The sequence below is a fragment of the Bradyrhizobium sp. USDA 4449 genome, from assembly GCF_054056275.1.
This window is the reverse complement of sequence record NZ_JBSRYD010000001.1, coordinates 1540106-1560160: the sequence shown is the minus strand read 5'-3', so window position 1 is coordinate 1560160 and position 20055 is coordinate 1540106. Positions and strand designations below refer to the sequence as shown.

20 protein-coding genes and 1 pseudogene are annotated in these 20055 nt (G+C 65.4%); 11 read left to right on the top strand and 10 right to left on the bottom strand.

Going from position 1 to position 20055, the window contains the following annotated elements:
* Window positions 1–35 precede the first annotated feature (35 nt).
* Window positions 36–1253 carry a citrate/2-methylcitrate synthase gene (locus ACVIIW_RS07440; protein ID WP_456700150.1) on the top strand — a complete coding sequence of 406 codons (1218 nt, stop codon included), beginning with the start codon at window positions 36–38 and terminating at the stop codon, window positions 1251–1253.
* Window positions 1254–1365: 112 nt separating this feature from the next.
* On the top strand, window positions 1366–2751 hold the full coding sequence (atzF, locus tag ACVIIW_RS07435) for an allophanate hydrolase (protein WP_456700149.1): 1386 nt from the start codon (window positions 1366–1368) through the stop codon (window positions 2749–2751).
* Between the two features lie 97 nt (window positions 2752–2848).
* On the opposite strand, the gene ACVIIW_RS07430 is transcribed toward atzF, so the two are convergent.
* From ACVIIW_RS07430 to ACVIIW_RS07410, 5 genes are all read right to left on the bottom strand, one after another.
* Window positions 2849–3574, bottom strand: coding sequence for a Crp/Fnr family transcriptional regulator (locus ACVIIW_RS07430; RefSeq protein ID WP_456700148.1), 726 nt, complete (start codon window positions 3572–3574; stop codon window positions 2849–2851).
* Window positions 3575–3637: 63 nt separating this feature from the next.
* Window positions 3638–4516, bottom strand: a complete 879-nt coding sequence (locus tag ACVIIW_RS07425; protein ID WP_456700147.1) for an ABC transporter ATP-binding protein — start codon at window positions 4514–4516, stop codon at window positions 3638–3640.
* Entirely contained in the window at window positions 4504–5214 is a 711-nt protein-coding gene (locus ACVIIW_RS07420) for an ABC transporter permease (protein WP_456700146.1), read from the bottom strand. The genes ACVIIW_RS07425 and ACVIIW_RS07420 overlap by 13 nt, the downstream gene beginning before the upstream one ends.
* 65 nt (window positions 5215–5279) lie before the next feature.
* Window positions 5280–6221, bottom strand: coding sequence for an ABC transporter substrate-binding protein (locus ACVIIW_RS07415; RefSeq protein WP_456700145.1), 942 nt, complete (start codon window positions 6219–6221; stop codon window positions 5280–5282).
* Window positions 6222–6564: 343 nt separating this feature from the next.
* Complete coding sequence (locus ACVIIW_RS07410; RefSeq protein ID WP_456700144.1) at window positions 6565–7224, bottom strand: DedA family protein; 660 nt, start codon at window positions 7222–7224, stop codon at window positions 6565–6567.
* Between the two features lie 298 nt (window positions 7225–7522).
* Between ACVIIW_RS07410 and cobS the strand changes: the two genes are divergently transcribed.
* The 5 genes from cobS to ACVIIW_RS07385 all read left to right on the top strand — a co-directional run bounded on the left by cobS (window position 7523) and on the right by ACVIIW_RS07385 (window position 13514).
* Window positions 7523–8521, top strand: a complete 999-nt coding sequence (cobS, locus tag ACVIIW_RS07405) for a cobaltochelatase subunit CobS (protein WP_456700143.1) — start codon at window positions 7523–7525, stop codon at window positions 8519–8521.
* A 143-nt stretch (window positions 8522–8664) separates the two neighbouring features.
* A complete protein-coding gene (cobT, locus tag ACVIIW_RS07400) occupies window positions 8665–10569 on the top strand; it encodes a cobaltochelatase subunit CobT (RefSeq protein ID WP_456700142.1) in 1905 nt (634 codons plus the stop codon).
* Window positions 10566–11657 carry an esterase-like activity of phytase family protein gene (locus ACVIIW_RS07395; RefSeq protein WP_456700141.1) on the top strand — a complete coding sequence of 364 codons (1092 nt, stop codon included), beginning with the start codon at window positions 10566–10568 and terminating at the stop codon, window positions 11655–11657. Before cobT ends, ACVIIW_RS07395 begins: the two co-directional genes overlap by 4 nt.
* 211 nt (window positions 11658–11868) lie before the next feature.
* On the top strand, window positions 11869–12981 hold the full coding sequence (locus ACVIIW_RS07390; protein ID WP_456700140.1) for an NADH:flavin oxidoreductase/NADH oxidase: 1113 nt from the start codon (window positions 11869–11871) through the stop codon (window positions 12979–12981).
* A gap of 125 nt (window positions 12982–13106) precedes the next feature.
* Window positions 13107–13514 (top strand): hypothetical protein, encoded by a 408-nt coding sequence (locus ACVIIW_RS07385; protein WP_456700139.1) that lies wholly within the window; start codon window positions 13107–13109, stop codon window positions 13512–13514.
* A gap of 103 nt (window positions 13515–13617) precedes the next feature.
* Here ACVIIW_RS07385 and ACVIIW_RS07380 read toward each other — a convergent pair.
* Together ACVIIW_RS07380 and ACVIIW_RS07375 are read right to left on the bottom strand one after the other, a co-directional pair.
* Window positions 13618–13867: pseudogene (locus ACVIIW_RS07380) on the bottom strand (PilZ domain-containing protein).
* A 208-nt stretch (window positions 13868–14075) separates the two neighbouring features.
* Window positions 14076–15398: a DUF2235 domain-containing protein gene (locus tag ACVIIW_RS07375; RefSeq protein ID WP_456700138.1), complete on the bottom strand. Its 1323-nt coding sequence runs from the start codon at window positions 15396–15398 to the stop codon at window positions 14076–14078.
* Between the two features lie 44 nt (window positions 15399–15442).
* Between ACVIIW_RS07375 and ACVIIW_RS07370 the strand changes: the two genes are divergently transcribed.
* Window positions 15443–16246, top strand: a complete 804-nt coding sequence (locus ACVIIW_RS07370) for a hypothetical protein (RefSeq protein ID WP_456700137.1) — start codon at window positions 15443–15445, stop codon at window positions 16244–16246.
* A 294-nt stretch (window positions 16247–16540) separates the two neighbouring features.
* Here ACVIIW_RS07370 and ftsZ read toward each other — a convergent pair whose 3' ends face one another.
* The 3 genes from ftsZ to ACVIIW_RS07355 all read right to left on the bottom strand — a co-directional run bounded on the left by ftsZ (window position 16541) and on the right by ACVIIW_RS07355 (window position 18716).
* Entirely contained in the window at window positions 16541–17797 is a 1257-nt protein-coding gene (gene ftsZ / locus ACVIIW_RS07365) for a cell division protein FtsZ (protein WP_456700136.1), read from the bottom strand.
* 47 nt (window positions 17798–17844) lie between these two features.
* Window positions 17845–18357: a hypothetical protein gene (locus ACVIIW_RS07360; protein ID WP_456700135.1), complete on the bottom strand. Its 513-nt coding sequence runs from the start codon at window positions 18355–18357 to the stop codon at window positions 17845–17847.
* 224 nt (window positions 18358–18581) lie between these two features.
* On the bottom strand, window positions 18582–18716 hold the full coding sequence (locus ACVIIW_RS07355; RefSeq protein ID WP_456700134.1) for a hypothetical protein: 135 nt from the start codon (window positions 18714–18716) through the stop codon (window positions 18582–18584).
* 275 nt (window positions 18717–18991) lie between these two features.
* On the opposite strand from ACVIIW_RS07355, the gene ACVIIW_RS07350 reads away from it, so the two are divergent.
* The 3 genes from ACVIIW_RS07350 to ACVIIW_RS07340 all read left to right on the top strand — a co-directional run bounded on the left by ACVIIW_RS07350 (window position 18992) and on the right by ACVIIW_RS07340 (window position 20037).
* Entirely contained in the window at window positions 18992–19258 is a 267-nt protein-coding gene (locus ACVIIW_RS07350) for a hypothetical protein (protein ID WP_456700133.1), read from the top strand.
* A complete protein-coding gene (locus tag ACVIIW_RS07345; RefSeq protein ID WP_456700132.1) occupies window positions 19251–19547 on the top strand; it encodes a hypothetical protein in 297 nt (98 codons plus the stop codon). The genes ACVIIW_RS07350 and ACVIIW_RS07345 overlap by 8 nt, the downstream gene beginning before the upstream one ends.
* Before the next feature lie 211 nt (window positions 19548–19758).
* Complete coding sequence (locus ACVIIW_RS07340; RefSeq protein WP_456700131.1) at window positions 19759–20037, top strand: DUF1488 domain-containing protein; 279 nt, start codon at window positions 19759–19761, stop codon at window positions 20035–20037.
* The last annotated feature ends 18 nt before the right edge of the window (window positions 20038–20055 follow it).

Sequence of the window (20055 nt, the reverse complement as noted above, 5' to 3'; positions counted from 1 at the left end):
CGACAGATTGATCAATCTTGATTACATCAATCAATATGAAAAATTTTGATGGCCTCTATCTCTCCGCCCGGGAAGCGGCTGCCGAACTCGCGATCTCGCCGGCCACGCTCTACGCCTATGTCAGTCGCGGCCTGATCCGCTCCGAGCCGACGCCGGATTCGCGCAGGAACCGCTATCGCGCCGAGGACGTCCGCGCCTTGAAGGAGCGGCGGGTGCCGTCGCCGGAGCCGCGCGGCCTGCGCAGCTTTGACGCCGATCTGCCCGTGATGGACACGGAGATATCGACCATCACGGAGGAGGGCGCCATCTACCGGGGCGTCAACTGCGTGGATCTCGCCGAGAACGACACGCTGGAGCACGCCGCAACGCTGCTCTGGGACGTCTCCGACGTAGATCCCTTTGCTGCCGAAAATCAGCCGAAAATCTCCGACGAGATGCGCGCCATCGCGGACGCCGCGCGCCGTGCCGCGCCAATCGATCGCGCCATCGCGGTGCTCGCGCTGGCAACCAGCGCCGATTCCCGAGCCTTCACCCGCGCGCCTGATGGCCGCGCGATGGTCGGCGGACGCATCGTCCGGCTGCTTGTTGCCACGATGTTGAATTCCGAGCCGTCATCGGAGCCGCTGCATCAGCAAATCGCGCGGACCTGGGCGGCCGACAACAAACATGCGCCGGACTTGATCCGCCGCGTTCTCGTGCTGCTGGCCGACCACGAATTGAACGCCTCGACCTTCACCGCGCGCTGCGCGGCGTCGACCGGCCTCAATCTCTTCGACTCCGTCATCGCCGGTCTCGCCGCGTTGAAAGGCCCGAAGCACGGCGGCGCCGGCGTGCTGGCCTCGCAGCTCGTCAAGACCCTGGTCGACCGCGATGCGGAGCCGATGGTGCGCGAGCGCGTTGCGCTCGGTGAGCGCTTCCCGGGCTTTGGCCACGGCGTCTACAAGCACGGCGATCCCCGCGCGCAATCCCTGTTGAACGCGCTCGCGCGCGCCGGCGCACCGCGCAAATTCACGAAAGAGGTGCCGGAGCGGATCGCGGAGGCGACCGGAGAGTTCGTCAACATCGATTATGTGCTCGCCGTGCTCGTGCACGCACTGCGCCTGCCTGTCGGCAGCGAACTCGCCCTGTTCGCCATGGCCCGCAGCGTCGGCTGGATCGCGCATGCGAGCGAGCAATTGCAGTTCGGCAAGCTGATCCGGCCGCGGGCAAGGTATGTGGGACCTGCGCCGGGAAGACGGGCGGGAAGCTCCTGACCGCTCCCGCTTGCGGTCCTGACCACGGCGGCAGCCCGAGGCGCTTAATTGCTTTCCGCCCCGTCCAGCTCCGGGCAGTTTGCGGCTCCTTCGATCTTCCAGGGAGCCATTTGTGTCGCAAGCCGCCGCTCTATCTCGCCGAAGCCGTCCCGTTCGCACGATATCCGAACTGAGTTCGACCATCGCGACGGCATACGCGCGGATCGAACGCGACCAGCACCGCAATTGCTGGATCCATGTCAGGCCGAAGGAAGAGGTGCTGACGGAGGCCCAGTCTCTCGCACGGCGTGCCGCGCAGGGTGAATTCCTGCCTCTGCTCGGTGTGCCGTTCGGCGTGAAGGACAACATCGACGTGGCGGGCATGCCGACCACGGCGGCCTGTCCCTCCTTCGCCTACGTTGCAGAGCGATCGGCTCGGTGCGTCGAGCGCCTCGTCGCGGCCGGCGCAATCTGTATCGGCAAGACAAACCTGGATCAGTTCGCAACCGGGCTGTCCGGCGCCCGATCACCGCACGGCACCTGCCCCAGCATCGCTGATGACGGCTACATCTCCGGCGGGTCGAGCTCGGGCTCGGCCGTCGCCGTGGCTGCCGGGCACGTTGCTTTCTCACTCGGCACCGACACCGGCGGCTCAGGCCGGGTACCGGCAGGTTTCAACGGCATCATCGGAATCAAGCCGACCGTCGGGCTTGTCTCATCCCGCGGGCTCGTTCCGAACTGCCCGACGCTCGATTGTCCGTCGATCTTCTGCAATTCGGTCTCCGAGGGCAGATTGTTGCTCGAACTGATCGAGGGCTTCGACGAGGAAGATCCCTACAGCCGTGACGCGCGCGAGCCGTCATCCGCCGTCCCCGACGAATTCCGCTTCGGACGCATTTCCGCCTTTCAGCTCAATTCATTCGGGTCGCCCGAGTGCGATGGGCTTTACGAGCAGGCTTGCGAGCGGCTGGTGGGCCTGGGAGGCAAGGCCCGCGAGATCGACTTCAGGCCCTTCGCCGAGGCCGGCGAAATGCTGTTCTCGGGCCCGTGGATCGCGGAACGCTACGCGGCGATCAGCAAGCTCTTCGACGTCGATCACGGCCATCTGCTGGAGGTGACGCGCAAGGTGTTGCAGCGCGCGGCGGAGTTTACAGCGGCTGATGCGTTCGCTGCGCAACATCGACTCCTGCAGTTGCGGCGGCAGGTCCGGGGGCTCTTCGAGCAGATCGACGTCCTCATCGTGCCGACTGCGCCGCGTCCTTTCACCATCGCGGAGATGCTGGAAGATCCCATCACGCTCAATACGTGTCTGGGACACTACTCCTACGCCGTCAATCTCCTGGATCTGTGTGCGGTGTCGCTTCCCAACGCGACGCTCGCCGGCGGCATGCCGATGGGCGTCACCCTGCTGGCACCCGCATGGCATGATCACGCGCTCCTGGACTTCGCCTCGCGATGGCAGCGCGACGATGGCGCCGCCTTGTTCGGTCTGAATGTCTATTCGCGTGCCGCGGGCTAAAGCATGATCCGGAAAAGCGTGCAGCGGTTTTCCGAAAAGATCATGCTCAAACAATGACCCAAAGTGCGATGACGATTCATCCTAATCTCATCGCGCTTTAGACGATTTCGAGGTCGAGCGCGCGCAAATTCAGAATGACGATCAGGCTTCTGTCGTAGCGGATGATGCCTCGCGCCTGCATGCGAGATAGCTGCACCGTCACCCACTGCCGCGTCGCGCCAATCAGGTTGGCGAGATCGCCGTGGGTGAAAGGAATGCCGAGCACGATCTCGCGGCCGTGCTGCGAGCCGTAGATATTCGACAGAAAGATCAGCAGGCGCTGCAACCGCTCGGTCACCGATCGTGTGCCGAGCATTTGCGCCATGGCCGAGTAACATCTCGCCTTGAAGGCCAGTGCATCCAGCAGCGCAACCGCGATGGTCGCCGACTGAAGTGCAAGCTCGCGCAGAGCGGGGCCAGGCAGAAACAGCAGCAGGCTGCGCTCGACGGCAACCGACGACCACATATGCGCGCCGGCTCCGAAGAGATCCGGCCCGCCGACGAAATTGCCGCCGAACCAGTAGGCCAGCGTCACCTCACGCCCGGAGGGTGCTGCGTAATAGCTGCGGATCCGGCCGGATTCGATCAGGTAGATGCCGTTCTGGGTGTCGCCCTGGCGCCAGATATGCTTGCCGGCTTCCCGAACCTCGTGGCGACCGATGGCCAGCACCCGGCGCCGGTCAGCCTCATCAAGGGGATCGAGGAGGCCTGGCAGCGACCTGACCAGAGCATCCGACTCCGCCAGCATGATCCCGGCCGTGGTCCTGAGAGTTGCCGCTGACATCTGCCCGCTCCCTCGTTGCTGGAGCAGATCCATTCAAGAGCTATGCCAGCCGCTGCGGGCGGTTCAGGTCGCCGCTTCCATTTGCTCGAACGCCTTGCGGCCTTCGGTCCGGATCAGGTCAAGGCAATCCCGTTTGAGGGCGAAATAGGCAGCGTCGGTCAGAATAGCGCTGGAGCGCGGCCTTGGCAGGGCCACGGACAGATCCCGCAGGATGCGGCCCGGCCCGGCGCTCATGATCAGCACGCGATCAGACAGGAGAATGGCTTCGTCGATGTCATGTGTGACGAAAACGATCGTGGCGTGGATCCGGTCGCGAAGTTCGAGGAGATTATCCTGCATCACAGCCCGGGTCTGCGCGTCCAGGGCACCGAACGGCTCGTCCATGAGCAGCACACGCGGCTGGTTTGCAAGGGCACGAGCAATCGCCACCCGCTGCTGCATGCCGCCTGAAAGCGTATGCGGATAGGCGTTCGCGAATCTCGTCAGCCCGATCATGTCGATCAGGTCGTCGGCGATCCGCAGCGCCTCCGTTTTCGACTTGCCGAGCGCGCGCGGTCCGTGAGCGATGTTACGGCGCACCGATTTCCAGGGGAACAGGTGCGGCTGCTGGAACACCATCCCGATTTCAGGTCGAGGCGCCACCATCGGCTCGCCGGCGACCTTGACCTCGCCCTCGAACGGCCGTTCGAGGCCAGCCATCGCATTCAAGAGCGTAGACTTGCCGCAGCCCGACGGACCAACCAGGGAGACGAATTCACCCGGCAGCACGGCCAGGGACACCCGGTCCACCGCAACGACCTCGCCGCGCGGCACATCGAACACGATACTCAGATCGTCGACCCGGATGATCGCTTCCTGCGCGGCCGATGAAGGCTGCGGCGGAGCATCGACGAGCCGCAGCGGTGAGGTCGGGCGAAGCGGGGTCTGCATCAGCGCCACCATACGGCCCGCTCGGCAATGGCCGCGAAGGAACGATCGGCGATGAAGGAGAGCAATCCGAGCGCCGCCAGCCCTCCCATGACCTGCCCGGTCTGCATGTTCTGTTGCGCAATCTCGATTCGGTAGACGATGCCGGCAAACGCGCCCGCCAGCTCGGCGGCCACGAGCGTGTAAAAGGAGATGCTGACGGCGGTGCGCAGGCCGACGACGATATAGGGAAGCGCGCCCAGCAGGATGATCTCCGTGAGCATTTGCCGGCGTGGCGTGCCGAGCATCTGCGCGGCGCGAACGAGCCCGCGATCGACCTTCTGAACGCCGATATGGGTCGCGAGCCATACGGTGAAGAACACACCCCAGACGACGAGAAAGAGCTTGCCGGCCTCGGACAACCCGAACCACAGGATCACGATGGGCACAAAGGCGATCGGTGGGATTGGGCGGAGGATGTGAAACAACGGGGAGAGCAGGCTCGAGACCAGCCTGAACCGGCCCGTCAGGACGCCGAGCATGATCCCGCCCGCCGTCCCGATCAGGAAACCTGCGGTGACACGGAACAAGCTCGCAGAGAGGTCGCCCAAAAACTGGCCGCTGTGGATCCAATCAAGGACGGCCACCGCGACCGTGGAAGGCGGTGGAAACAGCACCGCGTTGACGATCCGCGACCGAGCGATCAACTCCCATACGCCGACGAAGGCCGGCACGGAGAGCGCGCCGACAAGCACGCTCAGACGTTCGGCCGAGGTCGTGCGGCTGCTCCCTCCGGTGCTCATGGATCGACCGAAAGCGTCACACGTGCGGGATCAAGCGCCTTCAGCGGTGCCGCCGCAATGATCTTCGAGAAATCGGGCATCGCCGCTCCCGGCGGGTGATTGCCGGTTTCGAGCCGCCAGGCAGCATGCGTTTTCAGAGTCTCCAGCAGCTTGTCGTCGAGGCGCAGGTGATAGACGTAATCCGACCAGATCGGCGCAAGCTCATCGCGCTTCATGCCGGTCGCCGCGGCAACGATGTCGATCGCTTCGTCCGGATGGGCTTTGACCCAGCCTTCCGCTTCAATGAGCGCAGCCAGGAATTTGCTCAACACTGCCGGGTTTGCCTCCAGATAGGATCGTGTCACGACGATGTTGAAGGTTTCGGAGTAGATTCCCTTCGTATCGAGCAGGACGGCACCCTCACCGAGCGCCTTCTTTGCATTCGCGACGTGCGGCTCCCAGGTGTCGAAGGCTTCAATGCTCCCGGCCGCCAGAGCGGGAAGCATCTCCTGGGGGCGAAGATTGACAAGCATGACGTCCTTGGCCGTCAATCCCGCCGCCTTCAGCAGAACCGAGGTGTAGACCTCGCTACCGGTTCCCGCCGTGAAGCCGATGCGCTTGCCGCGCAAATCCTCTTTCGTCCTGATTGCGGCGGACGCGGCCGTCATCGTCTTCAGATCCGAGTACTCCATGCCGGCGACGAAGGCGATCGGCTGCTGCGCCATCGCGGCCGCCGTGACCGGAGCTTCGGCCGTGGTCGCGATATCGGCGCCTCCGCCGATCACCGTGTCCAGGCACTGCTTTCCGCTGGTGAAATTCGCGACCGAGATGTCGAGCCCCTGCTTGCCGAACAGGCCGTTCGCCTTGGCGACAATCGCGAGGCCCGAGATCGGGCCCAGGTTCTGCGCAAGCCGTGCCTTCAGAACCTCTTCGGCTGTGGCTTGGGAAGCAGGATTCAAGATGACCGCACAGGCAGAGATCGCAAACAAGACCCTGCGAACAGCTGGTTTCGAGCGCATTCAACCACCTTCGGTCATCTCGGCGACCGCAATGGCCAGCCTGTGATCGGGAGAGGGTCATCCGAAGCCGATGCGCCGGGAAGCAATTAATCGACAACGCGCCTCGCTGACGAACATTTGCGCATTGCGGAGCCGTGGCGGATCACAGTTTGGGCAACAGAGAGCTCTGTTTGCCCGCCTGTTGTGCTGTGTGCTTGCGGCCCTCATCCAACGCCGGCGATCCCGCCATCGTGCTCGAGAGACGCAACGTGGTGGACGCGACTCGACGGCCGGCGTTGCGCCATCAGGCCCGCGGCTTCGCCTCGGCGACGACGCCGTTCTGCCGACGGCGATAAATCCAGACCGCCACGCCCAGTACGATCGCCACCGCCACGACGGTCAGAATCCAGAGATGCTTGCCCAGATGCCCCTGGTGCGGCACGCCGAAATAGTCGTGGAAGGCCGAGACTGCCAGCACGCCCGGCAGCACATGAACCGGCGCCCAGACCAGGATCGCGGGGATGTTGACCGCATAGAACTTTGCCGGCGGCATGTCGAGCGCACCCGCCGTGATCGGCACGAAGGCGCGAATGGGCGGCACGAAGCGGGCGAAGAATACGGCCCAGGCGCCGAAGCGGTGGAAAAAGGTCTCGCTCTCCTGGATCACGCGCGGATGATTGGCCAGCGGCCAGGTGTTGAGGATCTTGCGCTGCTGCCGGTGTCCGAGCCAATAGGCCGAGCCGTCGCCCAGCACGGCGCCGGTGGCGGCTGCGAGCAGCACCCATTGCAGCTTCAGGTCCCCGCCGGGAACCAATGCGCTCAGCGCCAGGATGATGGTCGAGCCGGGGATCACCGATCCCACCACTGGCACCGCTTCGAGCAGGGCCGCCAGGAACAGGGTCAGGTAGGCGAGCCACGCATGGACCGAAACGAAGGAAATGAGGGGATCAAGGAAGGACGTCACGTCGTCTCTGTAGCGGGCTGGAGCATTCGGGTTCAGACCCTTACACAAGTAAGGAGCGGTGGTGAAAGTGCCATTCGCCCGGGCCGGGCGTGCCTATCCGGGCCGAAATTTGGGCGCGATTTGCAGGGCAGCCTTCCAAAAATCGCGTTCCTTGCCTATCTAAATGAAAAGACAACGGAACTTTGATTGGGCCGCGGGCTTCTGCCGGCACGTTGTCTCTGGTAGGTTCGCAGCCGCACCCAGCCGCAGCCTTGTGCAAATAACTGGTCTCGGGACCGCCCGGGGCCTCGGAGGATTGATGACGACCGCCGCAATGTCCAAAGTTGAGGAAGTTTCCGGTATGCCCGACATGAAGGTGTCGGTGCGCCAGGTGTTCGGGATCGACAGCGATCTCGAAGTGCCGGCCTATTCCGAAGTCGATCCTCATGTGCCTGAAGTCGATTCCGACTACCGTTTCGACCGCGCCACCACGCTTGCCATTCTCGCCGGCTTCGCCCGCAATCGCCGCGTGATGGTCACCGGCTATCACGGCACCGGAAAATCCACCCATATCGAGCAGGTCGCCGCCCGCCTGAACTGGCCCTGCGTGCGCGTCAATCTCGACAGCCACATCAGCCGTATCGACCTCGTCGGCAAGGACTCCATCGTGGTCCGCGACGGCAAGCAGGTCACCGAATTCCGCGACGGCATCCTGCCCTGGGCACTCCAGAACAACGTCGCGCTGGTGTTCGACGAATACGACGCCGGCCGCCCGGACGTGATGTTCGTGATCCAGCGCGTGCTGGAGGTCTCGGGACGCCTGACGCTGCTCGACCAGAACAAGGTGATCAAGCCGCATCCGGCGTTCCGCCTGTTCTCGACCGCCAACACGGTCGGCCTCGGCGATACTTCGGGCCTCTACCACGGCACCCAGCAGATCAACCAGGGCCAGATGGACCGCTGGTCGATCGTCACCACGCTCAACTATCTCAGCCACGACGAGGAAGTGGAGATCGTGCTGGCCAAGGCCAAGCACTATCGCACCCAGGAAGGCAAGGACATCGTCAACAAGATGGTGCGCCTCGCCGATCTCACCCGTAACGCCTTCGCCAACGGCGACCTGTCGACGGTGATGAGCCCGCGCACGGTGATCACCTGGGCCGAGAATGCCGACATCTTCGGCGATATCGGCTTCGCGTTCCGCGTCACCTTCCTCAACAAGTGCGACGAGCTCGAGCGGCCCCTGGTCGCCGAGTTCTACCAGCGCTGCTTCAACGCGGAGCTGCCGGAATCCGCAGTCAACGTGGCGCTCAGCTGATCTCTCTCGGTATGTCGTCCCGGCGAAAGCCGGGGCCCATGCCGCGTGATGTCTCGATTGAAGCGACGTGGCCAATTTCTCTGAAGTCATGACCGCCGGTGGTTATGGATCCGGGCTTTCGCCGGGACGACGGTGAGATCGAGATGAGCACGCCCTCCAACTCCAAATTCCGTAACACCAAGGAAGCCCCGACCGAGCCGTTCAAGCGCTCGGTGGCGTCCTGTCTGAAGGCCATCGCGAAGACGCCCGAGCTCGACGTGAGCTTCGCGGCCGAGCGCCCGGGTCTTGCGCCCGGCAAGGCGCGATTGCCCGAACCCGCGCGAAAGATGACAAAACGCGATGCGGCGATCGTGCGCGGCCACGCCGATTCCATCGCGCTCAAGCTCGCCTGCCACGACGCCAAGCTGCATCGCAAGCTGATGCCGGGCAATCCGCAGGCACGTGGCGTGTTCGAGGCGGTCGAGCAGGCCCGCGTCGAGGCGATCGGCGCGCGCCGCATGGCTGGCGTCGCGAAAAACCTCACCGCGATGCTCGACGACCACTTCCATCGCGGCAAGTTCGACGAGATCACCGACCGCGCCGACGCGCCGCTGGCCGACGCACTGGCGATGCTGGTGCGCGAGCGCCTCACGGGCCTGGCGCCGCCCGCCGCCGCGCGGAAGATGGTCGATCTCTGGCGGCCCATCCTCGAAGACAAGATCGGCAAGCGGCTCGACCGGCTCGACCGCGTGGTCGAGGACCAGACCAAGTTCAGCGATGCCGTGCATGATCTCCTGACCGCGCTCGAGCTCGGCGACGAGCGCAGCGCCGACAGCGAGGACAATGACGACAACGACGAGAACCAGGACGGCGACAACGATCAGTCCGGCGCGGAGGGATCGCCCGATTCCGACGCCGCGCAGGAGATGAGCGCGGACCAGGCGCAGGCCTCATCCGAGGAGATGAGCGACAGCGCGATGGAAAGCGCGCAGGCCTCGACGTCTGATAGCTTCGACGACGGCGAGCTCGGCGACGACGAGACGCCGGGCGAGGCGACACGTCCGAATTCGCACGGCAGGAACGAGCCGCGCGGGCCGGAATACCACGCCTTCGCGCCGAAATTCGACGAGGTCATCGCCGCCGAAGATCTCTGCGACCATGACGAGCTGGAGCGCCTGCGCGCCTATCTCGACAAGCAGCTCGCGCATCTGCAGGGCATCGTCGCGCGCCTCGCCAACCGGCTGCAGCGCCGGTTGATGGCGCAGCAGAATCGCGCCTGGGAGTTCGATCTCGAAGAGGGCATCCTCGACCCCGCGCGGCTTTCGCGCGTGGTGACCGATCCCTATCACCCGCTGTCCTTCATGCACGAGAAGGAGGCGACGTTCCGCGACACTGTCGTCACGCTGCTGCTCGACAATTCCGGCTCGATGCGCGGCCGCCCGATCACGGTTGCCGCCACCTGCGCCGACATTCTCGCGCGCACGCTGGAGCGTTGCGGCGTCAAGGTCGAGATCCTGGGCTTCACGACGCGCGCCTGGAAGGGCGGGCAGTCGCGTGAGGCGTGGCTCGCCGCCGGCAAGCCGGCCAATCCCGGCCGTCTCAACGATCTCCGTCACATCATCTACAAGTCCGCCGACGCGCCCTGGCGCCGTGCGCGGAAAAACCTCGGCTTGATGATGCGCGAGGGCCTGCTGAAGGAGAACATCGACGGCGAGGCGCTCGACTGGGCGCACAAGCGCCTGCTCGGCCGGCCCGAGCAGCGCAAGATCCTGATGATGATCTCGGACGGCGCGCCGGTCGACGATTCCACGCTGTCGGTCAACCCCGGCAACTATCTCGAGCGGCATCTGCGCCACATCATCGAGGAGATCGAGACCCGCTCGCCGGTCGAGCTGATCGCGATCGGCATCGGCCACGACGTGACGCGCTACTACCGCCGCGCCGTGACGATCGTGGACGCCGAAGAGCTCGGCGGCGCCATCACCGAGAAGCTCGCTGAACTCTTCAGCGAAACCAACACGGCGCCCTCACAGCCGGCCGGTCGCCCGCGACGCAAATTGCATTCGTGAGCACGCACTCATCCCGCCGCTTCTTTCTCGGCCACGCGGCGGCGGGATTTTCCACTCTCGCTCTGTCGCGGCTCGCGCAGGCGCAGTCGACGGCCAAGCAGGCTCAGCCGGACCAAAGGCCGGCGCAGCCCGAGCACGCGGTCACCGCACCTGTCGGCATCGAGGTCAACGCGCGGCCGATTCCCGATTTCGAGCCGCGCGACCGTGCGCGCACGCGCTTCGGGCAGCTCGCTTATCGTAGCGGTCTGGTGCTGACCTCGCCGCATCGCGGCTTCGGCGGCCTCTCTGCTCTTCGCTTCCTCGACGACAAAGGCGAGCGCTTCCTCTCACTGTCGGATCAGGGCACCTGGTTCACGGGCGCCATCCGCTATTCCGGCGGCAAGATGGCCGGGCTCGACGACGTCGAGGCTGCGCCGATGCTGAACGGCGAGGGGCGTCCGATCACGGAGAAGCGGCTCTGGTACGATACCGAGTCGCTCGCGCGTGACGGCTCGCTCGTCTATGTCGGGCTCGAACGCGTCAACCAGATCATGCGTTTCGACTTTGCCAAGGGTGGCACGCGCGCCCGCGGCGAGGTGCTGCCGACGCCACAGGCGATCCGCAAGCTGCCCTACAACAAGGGGCTCGAGGCGCTGGTGTTCGTACCCCGGGACATGAAAGGCCAGCCGCTCGCGGGCACGCTGATCGCGATGTCCGAAGGCGGCTTCGACGCCGACGGCAATCTGATCGGCTTCCTGCTCGGCGGTCCATCGCCCGGCCAGTTCAGCATCAGGCGCTCCGACAAGCAGTTCATCAGCGATGCCGTGCTGCTGCCATCGAGCGAGCTGCTCATCCTCGAGCGCAAATTCTCCTGGTTCACGGGCATCAACATCCGCATCCGCTCGTTACCGTTGAAGGCGATCGCGCCGGGCGCATTGGTCGACGGCCCCGTCGTGTTCGAGGCCGATCTCGGCCACGAGATCGACAACATGGAGGGCATCGACTTCCACGTCACGCCCGACGGCGAGACCGTTCTGACCATGGTGTCGGACGATAATTTCTCGATGCTGCAGCGGACGCTGCTGTTGCAGTTCACGCTGGTGGAGTGAGCGCACGCGAACCCGCGTTCACACCCGCGAGCCGGCGATCGGCTTGAACGCCCCGCGCCGTCCTGCGACCCATTCATCCGTAGGGGGCGACATCACACCACACCCGCATGCATGGCGTCACGGCTGCCATGCCGCCCGCGCAGCTCGCAATTCGCGCGTGCGCCACTAAACTTCATGCAATCGCTTCCATTCCTCCCGTCCCGGATTCTGCATGAGCGCCCTGTTTTCCCCGATCAAGCTGCGCGGCCTGACGCTGAAGAACCGCGTCGTGGTGTCGCCGATGTGCCAGTATTCGGCCGAAGACGGCGTTCCCACCGATTGGCATTTCACCCACATCAACAATCTCGCGCTGTCGGGCGCGGCGATGTTCTGCATCGAGGCGACCCATGTCGAGGCGATCGGCCGCATCACGCCGGGCTGCCTCGGCCTCTACAGCGACGCCTCGGAGGCCGCGCTGAAGCAGATCCTCTCCTCCGTGCGCAAGCATTCCTCCACCGCGATCGGGATGCAGCTCGCCCATGCCGGCCGCAAGGCGTCGAGTGCGCGGCCCTGGGACGGCGGCCAGCTGATCGCCGAGCAGCAAGGCGGCTGGCAGACGGTGGCGCCGTCGGCGATCCCGCACAAGGAAGGCGAGGCGGCGCCGGTCGCGCTCGATGCGGCCGGTCTGACGCGCATCCGCGAGGCCTTTGTCGAGGCGGCGAAACGCGCGGAGCGCATCGGCATCGACGCCATCGAGCTGCACGGCGCGCACGGCTACCTGCTGCATCAATTCCTGTCGCCGATCTCCAACAAGCGCACCGACGACTATGGCGGGTCACTTGAAAACCGCATGCGCTTCCCGCTCGAGATCTACGACGCGGTGCGCGCGGTGTTCCCGCACGACAAGCCTGTCGGTATGCGGGTGTCGTCGACCGATTGGGTCGAGGGCGGCTGGGACCTGGCGCAGACCATCCAGTTTGCCAGAGCGTTGAAGGCGCGCGGCGTCGACTGGATCGACGCCTCCTCCGGCGGCGTCTCGCCGCTGCAGAAGATCACGCTCGGCCCCGGCTATCAGGTGCAGTTCGCAGAAGCGATCAAGCGTGAGACCGGGCTGCCCACCATCGCGGTCGGCCTGATCACGGAAGCCAGGCAGGCCGAGGAGATCATCGCCTCCGGGAAGGCCGACATGATCGCACTCGCCCGCGGCATGCTCTACGATCCCCGCTGGGGCTGGCACGCCGCTGCGGAAGTCGGCGGCGAAGTCGAAGCCCCGCCGCAATACTGGCGCTCGCAGCCTGCGACGCAGAAGGCGCTGTTCGGCAAGACGACGTTCGGGGCGCGGTGATTTTCGTCACCCCGTGACAACGGGCGAAGTCACGGAGTCCTCACGTATCCGTAACTCTCCTCGCCTTCCACCGGTCGCAAAATGGGCCTAACCTCCCGATGTCAGGGGCATCACGGAGGTCCGCCATGCGGTTTCGTGTTCGCAAGACCGCCCACGTGTTCGAGCGATTGGGCCTCGCGATGGCCGGTGCCGCGTGCGGGCTGTTCGTCGGCGCCTATGTCGGATCGGCCTTCACCTCGCTCACCACGCAGGGCTTTCTGCTGTTGATGATGCTGCTCGGCGTCGTCGGCTTCTATCTCGGCATCGACACGCCGCAACTGCCCTTCGATGACGCGCACAGCCAGATCGATGCCGCGGAATTCCTGAGCTCCGCCGGCACGCTGTGCGCCACGCTGGCGTCACTTGCCTCCGTCGCCGTCATCGTGCTCCGCCTCGAGCCGCACGACGCGCTGACCCTGCTGGTGCTGATCGCCTGGATCGCCGGCGTGGCGATGCAGATCGTCGCGGGCGCGAAGGCAAGGATGCGGGCCTAAGAACAGTTGCTAGAGAACAGTCGTGCCGCGGGCTCCTTTAATCTCTCCCGCTTGCGGGGGAGGGGGCGCCTCCCACGGAGTGAGGCTTGCGAATCCATCACTCTCAAAACACCACGCCCACCCGCGTGCCGCGCTTCCAGGCGATGCGGCTTGCAGCGCTTTTTGGTGTTCACGTGCAGCAGCTCGAACCGATCGGGAATCTTCACCTGGCCGCCGAGATCGACGCAGGCCCCGCCCGGCGAATAGTCGATCAGCGTGCAGACGATCACGGGCGCGCGCGGGTCGGTGATGATCTTGGCCTGGCGGGACACCAGGCCGGCGGGTTTGACACGGGCATGTCGACGCGGATGCATTGGCACTCTCCTCCAAGTCCGCGGCGGCATGATCCGAAAAAGTTTTTCGCTCATGCCAAAGCAAGGCGCGGTGGCAGGGTTCCAATGATGGCGGAGCAATTTCTGCGATCAGCCTAAGGCGCGGCGGAGAATTTTAATGAAAAGTAGCGGTGATCGGAGAAAGCGGCGGTAGCGGGATGCCCACCCTCCAGGGGAGGGTGGCACTACTTTAGCTCACAACCTCCCCGCCCGCGGTCAGATCCACGCCCGGCGCCACCGGCATCGGCACCGTCACGTACTCCCGCGGCAAATTCACCGGCCGATACCCGGGCTCGACCGCCATGCGCTTCAGCACGCTCTCATGCACATGCGCGCCTTGGGGGATGAAGCGCGGTTCGCTGTCGGGGATGTAGAACCCTGCAAAGACCTTGCGCTCCGGCCACTCCTTGTATGTCGCGCTCTTCGGCAGATACTCCAGCACGCGCCAGGCCGCGCTCATGGAATCGTGCAGCTTGCCGGCTCTACCGGTGTACGCGGGCGCGACATAGCTGAACGGCGAGGCCTTGCGCTGGATGCCCCAGGCCAGCTGGTTCACGGTGCGCGGGTTGAAGTTCAGGCCCGCCTTCGCAGCCTCCTCGATCATCCACAGCAGCGGATATTTCGATTCCGCGCTCTCGGCTTCCGGATAGCCGCCGCCGACGTCGCAATGCACGCCGGCGAACCAGACCTGCAAAATGTCCTGCGGCACCTTCTTCTCGTCTCGCACGTAGCGATGGCTCCAGAATTGCTGCGGCTCCTCGTACGCTTTCAGGCGGAACATGCAGCGCCGCTCGTCGATCGCGATCGCTTGGCGGAAGATGTTGACGCTGGGATTGCGCAGCGTGAAGGCGAGCTCCTCCAGGCTGAACACCAGGAAGAACACGTCGCGCCGCGGCACGATCACGCTCGCCACCGTGTCCCAGACGCCGATGAAATGGATGGTCGGCCAGCGCGTCGAGGTGATGCGCGCGAACTGCGCGGCGAGGTCGAATGCGTCCTTCGGCAGCGGCCCCTGCTCGTCGACCGCGATGTCCTTGAGGTCCTCGATGTCGTTGCCGCGCCCGAGCCCGGAATATTGCTTGTAGGCGATGAGGCCCGAGCCTGCGAGGTTCGCCTGCTCCGGCGAGATCAGCCCGACCTTGTGGATCAGCCCCGCCAGCACGCGCACCGTGTAGGCGCCGCGCGAAAACCCGAACAGGAAGATCTTGTCGCCGGGCGCATAATGCTCGACCAGGAAGCCATAGGCCGAGAGCACGTTGTCGTCGAGCCCGTAGCCGGTGGCGAGCCCCAGCACCGTCTTGATGTTGGACTTCCACCTGTTCCAGGTCGACGGCTCCGTCACCGTGCCGACCCCGGGATCGTAAAACACCATCTGCCGCGGATGCGTCCTCTCGGTCTTGCGCAGGCAGCGATAGAGCTTCAGGACGTTGGAGATGTTCTCCGAGATCTCGTTGCCGGTGCCGTCACAGCAGATGACGAGGTTTTTCGGTTCGGGTCTGGCTGCGTGCTCCATGGGATGCGCCTCCGGGTGATGCTACCGGGGCGAGTATAGCGGAAATGGGGGCGAGCGAGGAGACGAAGGCGACGCCGCGGGGATGCAGTCCCATCGCCGCATCGTCTGTTGATGTTAACCCCCTGTTAACCATGCGGTCGCCTAATGTTGACGATGGGGGGATCACCATGTCGGCTCATGTGACGCGACTGAAGTTGATGCCTGTTTCGGCCGATCCGGCCATCCGGTTGGTGGCGAGGCTGGCGGTTCGCGCCAAGGCCGTCCTACAGGGCAAGACGCCTGTCCTAGGGAGCAAAGCCATGTTCGGAAAGGACGACTTAGTGGACCATCTCAGCCGCGATCTCGATCGCGCGCGCGGCAGGCGCGATGCGCTCGCATCCGAAGCCACGACCCTGGCGGCCCAGATCGCCGAAATCGAAGCGCGCCTCGGCGAGGAGAAGAAAAGGCGGGAGCGTGAGCGCGTCCTGGCCGAGATCGAAGTCATCAAGACGCGAATCAAGCAAGCCGCCGGCGCGTTTGCGCCCGTCGTCGACGGTCTCTCCAAGGCGATCGAGCAGGCCACGGCCGTGGTGCCCGAAGCGCGCGAGCTCAACAGTTTCCTGGTATCGGTGGCGACCGAGATCGACAGCGTGCTCGATCCCCTGTTGCGCGAGCTGGATCAGCGCGCGGATGCGGTGCGCTCGGGGCAGGCGGCGCTGGACTTGCCGAGTTCGGCCGTTGAAGCGCCGCCGATCGAGCTGCCGAAAGACCCCAACGAACGCCTGCTTCGCTTTCCGGCCTGGCTGTCGCGCGACAAGGAGCCGGACAAGAAGGACGTCGCGGAGAGCCCGCGCAGCACGGCCGCGTGAAGCAGCCGCGCGCTCCAGGCGCGCGGACTTCTGGTGCAGAATAGCTTTTGGTTGGACCGATCGGGCCGCGGGCTCGCTCAACCTCTCCCGCTTGCGGGGGAGGTCGGCGCGAAGCGCCGCGTGGGGGCTCTCTCCACATTGGGAGGGTCCCATTGCGGAGCCACGCTCTCCCCAACCCTCTCCCGCAAGCGGGAGAGGGAGCCCACCGCATGCGTGACGAGAACACGGCTGGTCTCAGCGCGTTGTCGCGTCGCAAGCGTTGGTTCCGGCATTGGCGACCCGGCTCGCCACCGCTCAGTTGGCGGCGCGGCGCAGGAAGGCCGGGATATCGAGAACGGTCTCGTCGGGCGCATTGCGCGCGGGCGCGCGGCCGTAGGGATCGAGCGGCTGAATCGCCGCGTGGCGCGCATGGTCCGGACCCAACCGGGCCGGAGGCCCCACGGGGTGGTGCGGCTGCGGGCGGAGCGGCGGGCTGCCCACTTGCGGAAGCGGTGCGCTGCGCTCGATGCGATCGGCGATGCGCCGGCCGTCATTGCGCAGCTTTCCGGCGAGCTGTGTGAGGGCGGTTTCCACCGGCAGCGCCTGCGCCGGGTCGAGATTGTCGATCCCGGTCGCCACCACCGAGACGCGGACGATGCCCTCCAGGCTTTCGTCGAAGGACGCGCCGACGATGATGTTGGCGTCCGGGTCGGCCTCGTCGCGAATGCGGGTGGCGGCTTCGTCGACCTCGTACAGCATGAGATCCCTGCCGCCGGTGATGGAGATGATGAGGCCGCTGGCGCGCTTGATCGAGGGATTCTCGATCAGCGGATTGGAGATCGCCGCGACGGCGGCGGCCAGCACGCGCTTCTCGCCGGAGGCCTCGCCCCGTCCCATCATGGCCTTGCCCTTCTCCTTCATGACGGAGAGGACGTCGGCAAAATCGAGATTGATCAGGCCTTCCTTGACGATGAGGTCGCTGATGCAGGCGACGCCCGAGTAGAGCACCTGGTCGGCCAGGGCGAAGGCATCGGCGAATGTGGTCTTCTCGCTGGCCACCCGGAACAGGTTCTGGTTCGGGATGATCAGGAGGGTGTCGACCGTCTTCAGCAGCTCCTCGATGCCGGCTTCGGCAAAGCGCATCCGGCGCTGGCCCTCGAAGTAGAACGGCTTGGTGACCACGCCGATGGTGAGAATGCCGAGCTCGCGCGCGGTCCTGGCGACGACGGGTGCCGCCCCGGTGCCGGTGCCGCCGCCCATCCCGGCCGTCACGAACACCATGTGCGCGCCGGCCAATTGCTCGCGGATCGCATCGATCGCCTCTTCGGCCGCGGCGCGTCCCAGTTCCGGCTGCGAGCCGGCGCCGAGGCCCGCGGTCACCTTGGTGCCGAGCTGGATCAGTCGCCGCGCCTTCGACATCGCCAGCGCCTGTGCGTCGGTGTTGGCGACGACGAACTCGACGCCCTCGAGCCCGGCCGTGATCATGTTGTTCACGGCATTGCCGCCGGCGCCGCCGACGCCGAACACGACGATGCGGGCTTTCATTTCATGGATGTCGGTATTCCCAGCCATTTTTTCCTCGCGATTGGTCCGGCAAGCCGGGGATTGAAGAAAGAGTGTTACCCGCGCGCCGCGCGGTCTGCCTGCACGATGGCCGCGGCCAGATGTCCCAGCCGACGCGCCGCGAATCCCGCGAGCAAGCCGCCCGGGCGGCGATCGGTCCGCAGCGCCGCCATGTCGTCTTCCAGCCGTGCCGCCCACGCATTGGCGGCCGTCGCCTCGGCGGTCGCCTGCTGCAGCTCGACGGCGAGGCGCTCGGCGCGATCACGCTCGCGCTCGAACACCTGCCTGTAGGCGGTTGCGACGTCCTGGAGCCGCGCGATCTCCGCCTTGAAGGCCGCGGTCTTGATGGCGTCGATCCTTGCCATGGAGACAGCGATGGGGTCCGCCCGGCGGCCCGTTCGCGGGCGGGGCGTGTAGCGCAGCTCGGAGAAATCGACGGTCACCAGGGCCTTGCCGTCAGCCGACCGCGAGCGCGGCAGACGGCGCCGTCGCGCCAACGACCGCGCCGCCTCGCGCGAGATCGCGAGGCGGGCACCCAGATCGGCATACGTCAACAACGCAACAGACATCGGCGCTTCTCCTGGAGCGAACCGGGAAGGGCATTTCGGGCTAATGATGGCTGGACGATTGCAGCAGGCTAGGCTGCGTTGGTTAATGCAGGGTTAACGGGCGAGGGGGACTGTTTACGGGTGGCGTCGCCACGTGATGCGCCTCCGGGTGAGAGGAGACGGTTGCCTTTCTTACCCTCCCCCTCCAGGTCCCCTCCAGGGGAGGGTAAGCGCACTTCCGATCCCTACTTCTTCTTCCCCTGGCCGATTTCCGGCTGCCAGGCCGCGTCCTTGCGGCTCGGCGCCGCGGCGATCACCTTGGCTTTGTCCTTTTTCGGCTTCTTGGCTTCGCGATTGCTGCGTTGCTGTCCCTTGGCCATGTCGCCCTCCTCTGATGGTTGAGCTCATCCGGTTCGCCGGATCGCTCTGCACGCCCGCACGGCGTGCAGACGGTCGGTGCCGTGGCGGGAGATGCGATGATGCAAGCGAGCCTACGCCCGCGTCACCGCAATAGCGAGGCCTAAAACGCCGCGCACGTTTGCGGCCTCGCCGCGCAGAGCGGCGGTGACGATAGTGCTGGCTATTGCCGCGCAACGGGCGCATGCTCGCTACAGTCGGCGTCGGTTGGGGCCCACTTGCGAAAAGGCAGGCGCGCATGACCATCCGCTCGCGGCATGAAACCGTGACATTCAAGCATCCGTTTCACCTCCGCGGCATCGCGCGCGAATTGCCGGCGGGCGCCTATGATGTCGTCACCGACGAGGAGACGATCGACGGCCTGTCGTTCGAGGTCTGGCGCCGCATCGCCACCATGATCACCGTTCCGGTCGAAGGCATGCGCGGCGCCACCGAGCTTTTGTCGATCGGCTCTGTCGACCTTGCGGATGCGATAGCCGCCGACGCGAGCGTCGCCCATGACTGATCAACCCGTCGATCTCGACAAGCATCGCGGCATGGCCGCGCAGAAGGCCACCGATTTGCGCCGCGTGCTGGCGGAGGTCGAGAACAATGTCCGTGAGCTGCGCGAGCGCGAGGCCGATCTCGAAAGCCGCATGCTGACGGTGCCCGCCGCCTCCTGGTCCGAAGCCGCCGTGAAGGCGCGCTATCTCCTCAACCTCTACGCCGCGAGCCTCCCGCCCGAAGACACCCGCCACCGCGCCCTGGTGGCCGCGCTGCTCGACAATTTTTCGAGATTAGGCGAAGAAGGCTGAGGCCCGCCGCGACCTAGCTGTCGTTACGCAAGGTGCTGTCGTCCCGGACCAGCGAAGCGCAGATCGGACCCATAGTCACCGCAGTGAGTTGTTGTAGCTGCGCGTGCCGCAGCCGTGCTTGAATGAAGCCGACCGGCCAGTGGCTCCCTGCGCCCGTGGGCAATTGCGAACCAAGGCCGGTACGACCTTAGAGTCGTAAAGGAGGTATCCCATGCCCCTCACCAGCGGCCGTTTCATCGGCCATGAACAGGACCGCGGCATCGTCCAGTTCTCGATGCAGGACGGCGCGAAGGAAATCCCCTGCGCGATCTCGACCTCCGCCATGGACGATCTCGAACGCGGCCCGCAGACCCGCCCTCACGAGCGCGAAGCCCAGTTCACCCGCCTTCGCGACCGCATCGAAGCCCGCGCCGCGAGCAAGTATAGGGCGACGGAGTTCGAGGGCACGCCGCCGGGGATCGTGCTGCGGAGCATTGATTTTCGGGGGTAGGGGAGGCGGTGAGCTATC

What these genes read in the sequence shown, in the direction of transcription:
- ACVIIW_RS07440 (WP_456700150.1), top strand. Translation starts at nt 36, where the DNA reads ATGAAAAATTTTGATGGCCTCTATCTCTCCGCCCGGGAAGCGGCTGCC.
- ACVIIW_RS07430 (WP_456700148.1), bottom strand. Translation starts at nt 3,574, where the DNA reads ATGTCAGCGGCAACTCTCAGGACCACGGCCGGGATCATGCTGGCGGAG.
- ACVIIW_RS07425 (WP_456700147.1), bottom strand. Translation starts at nt 4,516, where the DNA reads ATGGTGGCGCTGATGCAGACCCCGCTTCGCCCGACCTCACCGCTGCGG.
- cobS (WP_456700143.1), top strand. Translation starts at nt 7,523, where the DNA reads ATGACGACCGCCGCAATGTCCAAAGTTGAGGAAGTTTCCGGTATGCCC.
- cobT (WP_456700142.1), top strand. Translation starts at nt 8,665, where the DNA reads ATGAGCACGCCCTCCAACTCCAAATTCCGTAACACCAAGGAAGCCCCG.
- ACVIIW_RS07390 (WP_456700140.1), top strand. Translation starts at nt 11,869, where the DNA reads ATGAGCGCCCTGTTTTCCCCGATCAAGCTGCGCGGCCTGACGCTGAAG.
- ACVIIW_RS07385 (WP_456700139.1), top strand. Translation starts at nt 13,107, where the DNA reads ATGCGGTTTCGTGTTCGCAAGACCGCCCACGTGTTCGAGCGATTGGGC.
- ACVIIW_RS07375 (WP_456700138.1), bottom strand. Translation starts at nt 15,398, where the DNA reads ATGGAGCACGCAGCCAGACCCGAACCGAAAAACCTCGTCATCTGCTGT.
- ACVIIW_RS07370 (WP_456700137.1), top strand. Translation starts at nt 15,443, where the DNA reads ATGGGGGCGAGCGAGGAGACGAAGGCGACGCCGCGGGGATGCAGTCCC.
- ftsZ (WP_456700136.1), bottom strand. Translation starts at nt 17,797, where the DNA reads ATGGCTGGGAATACCGACATCCATGAAATGAAAGCCCGCATCGTCGTG.
- ACVIIW_RS07360 (WP_456700135.1), bottom strand. Translation starts at nt 18,357, where the DNA reads ATGTCTGTTGCGTTGTTGACGTATGCCGATCTGGGTGCCCGCCTCGCG.
- ACVIIW_RS07355 (WP_456700134.1), bottom strand. Translation starts at nt 18,716, where the DNA reads ATGGCCAAGGGACAGCAACGCAGCAATCGCGAAGCCAAGAAGCCGAAA.
- ACVIIW_RS07350 (WP_456700133.1), top strand. Translation starts at nt 18,992, where the DNA reads ATGACCATCCGCTCGCGGCATGAAACCGTGACATTCAAGCATCCGTTT.
- ACVIIW_RS07345 (WP_456700132.1), top strand. Translation starts at nt 19,251, where the DNA reads ATGACTGATCAACCCGTCGATCTCGACAAGCATCGCGGCATGGCCGCG.
- ACVIIW_RS07340 (WP_456700131.1), top strand. Translation starts at nt 19,759, where the DNA reads ATGCCCCTCACCAGCGGCCGTTTCATCGGCCATGAACAGGACCGCGGC.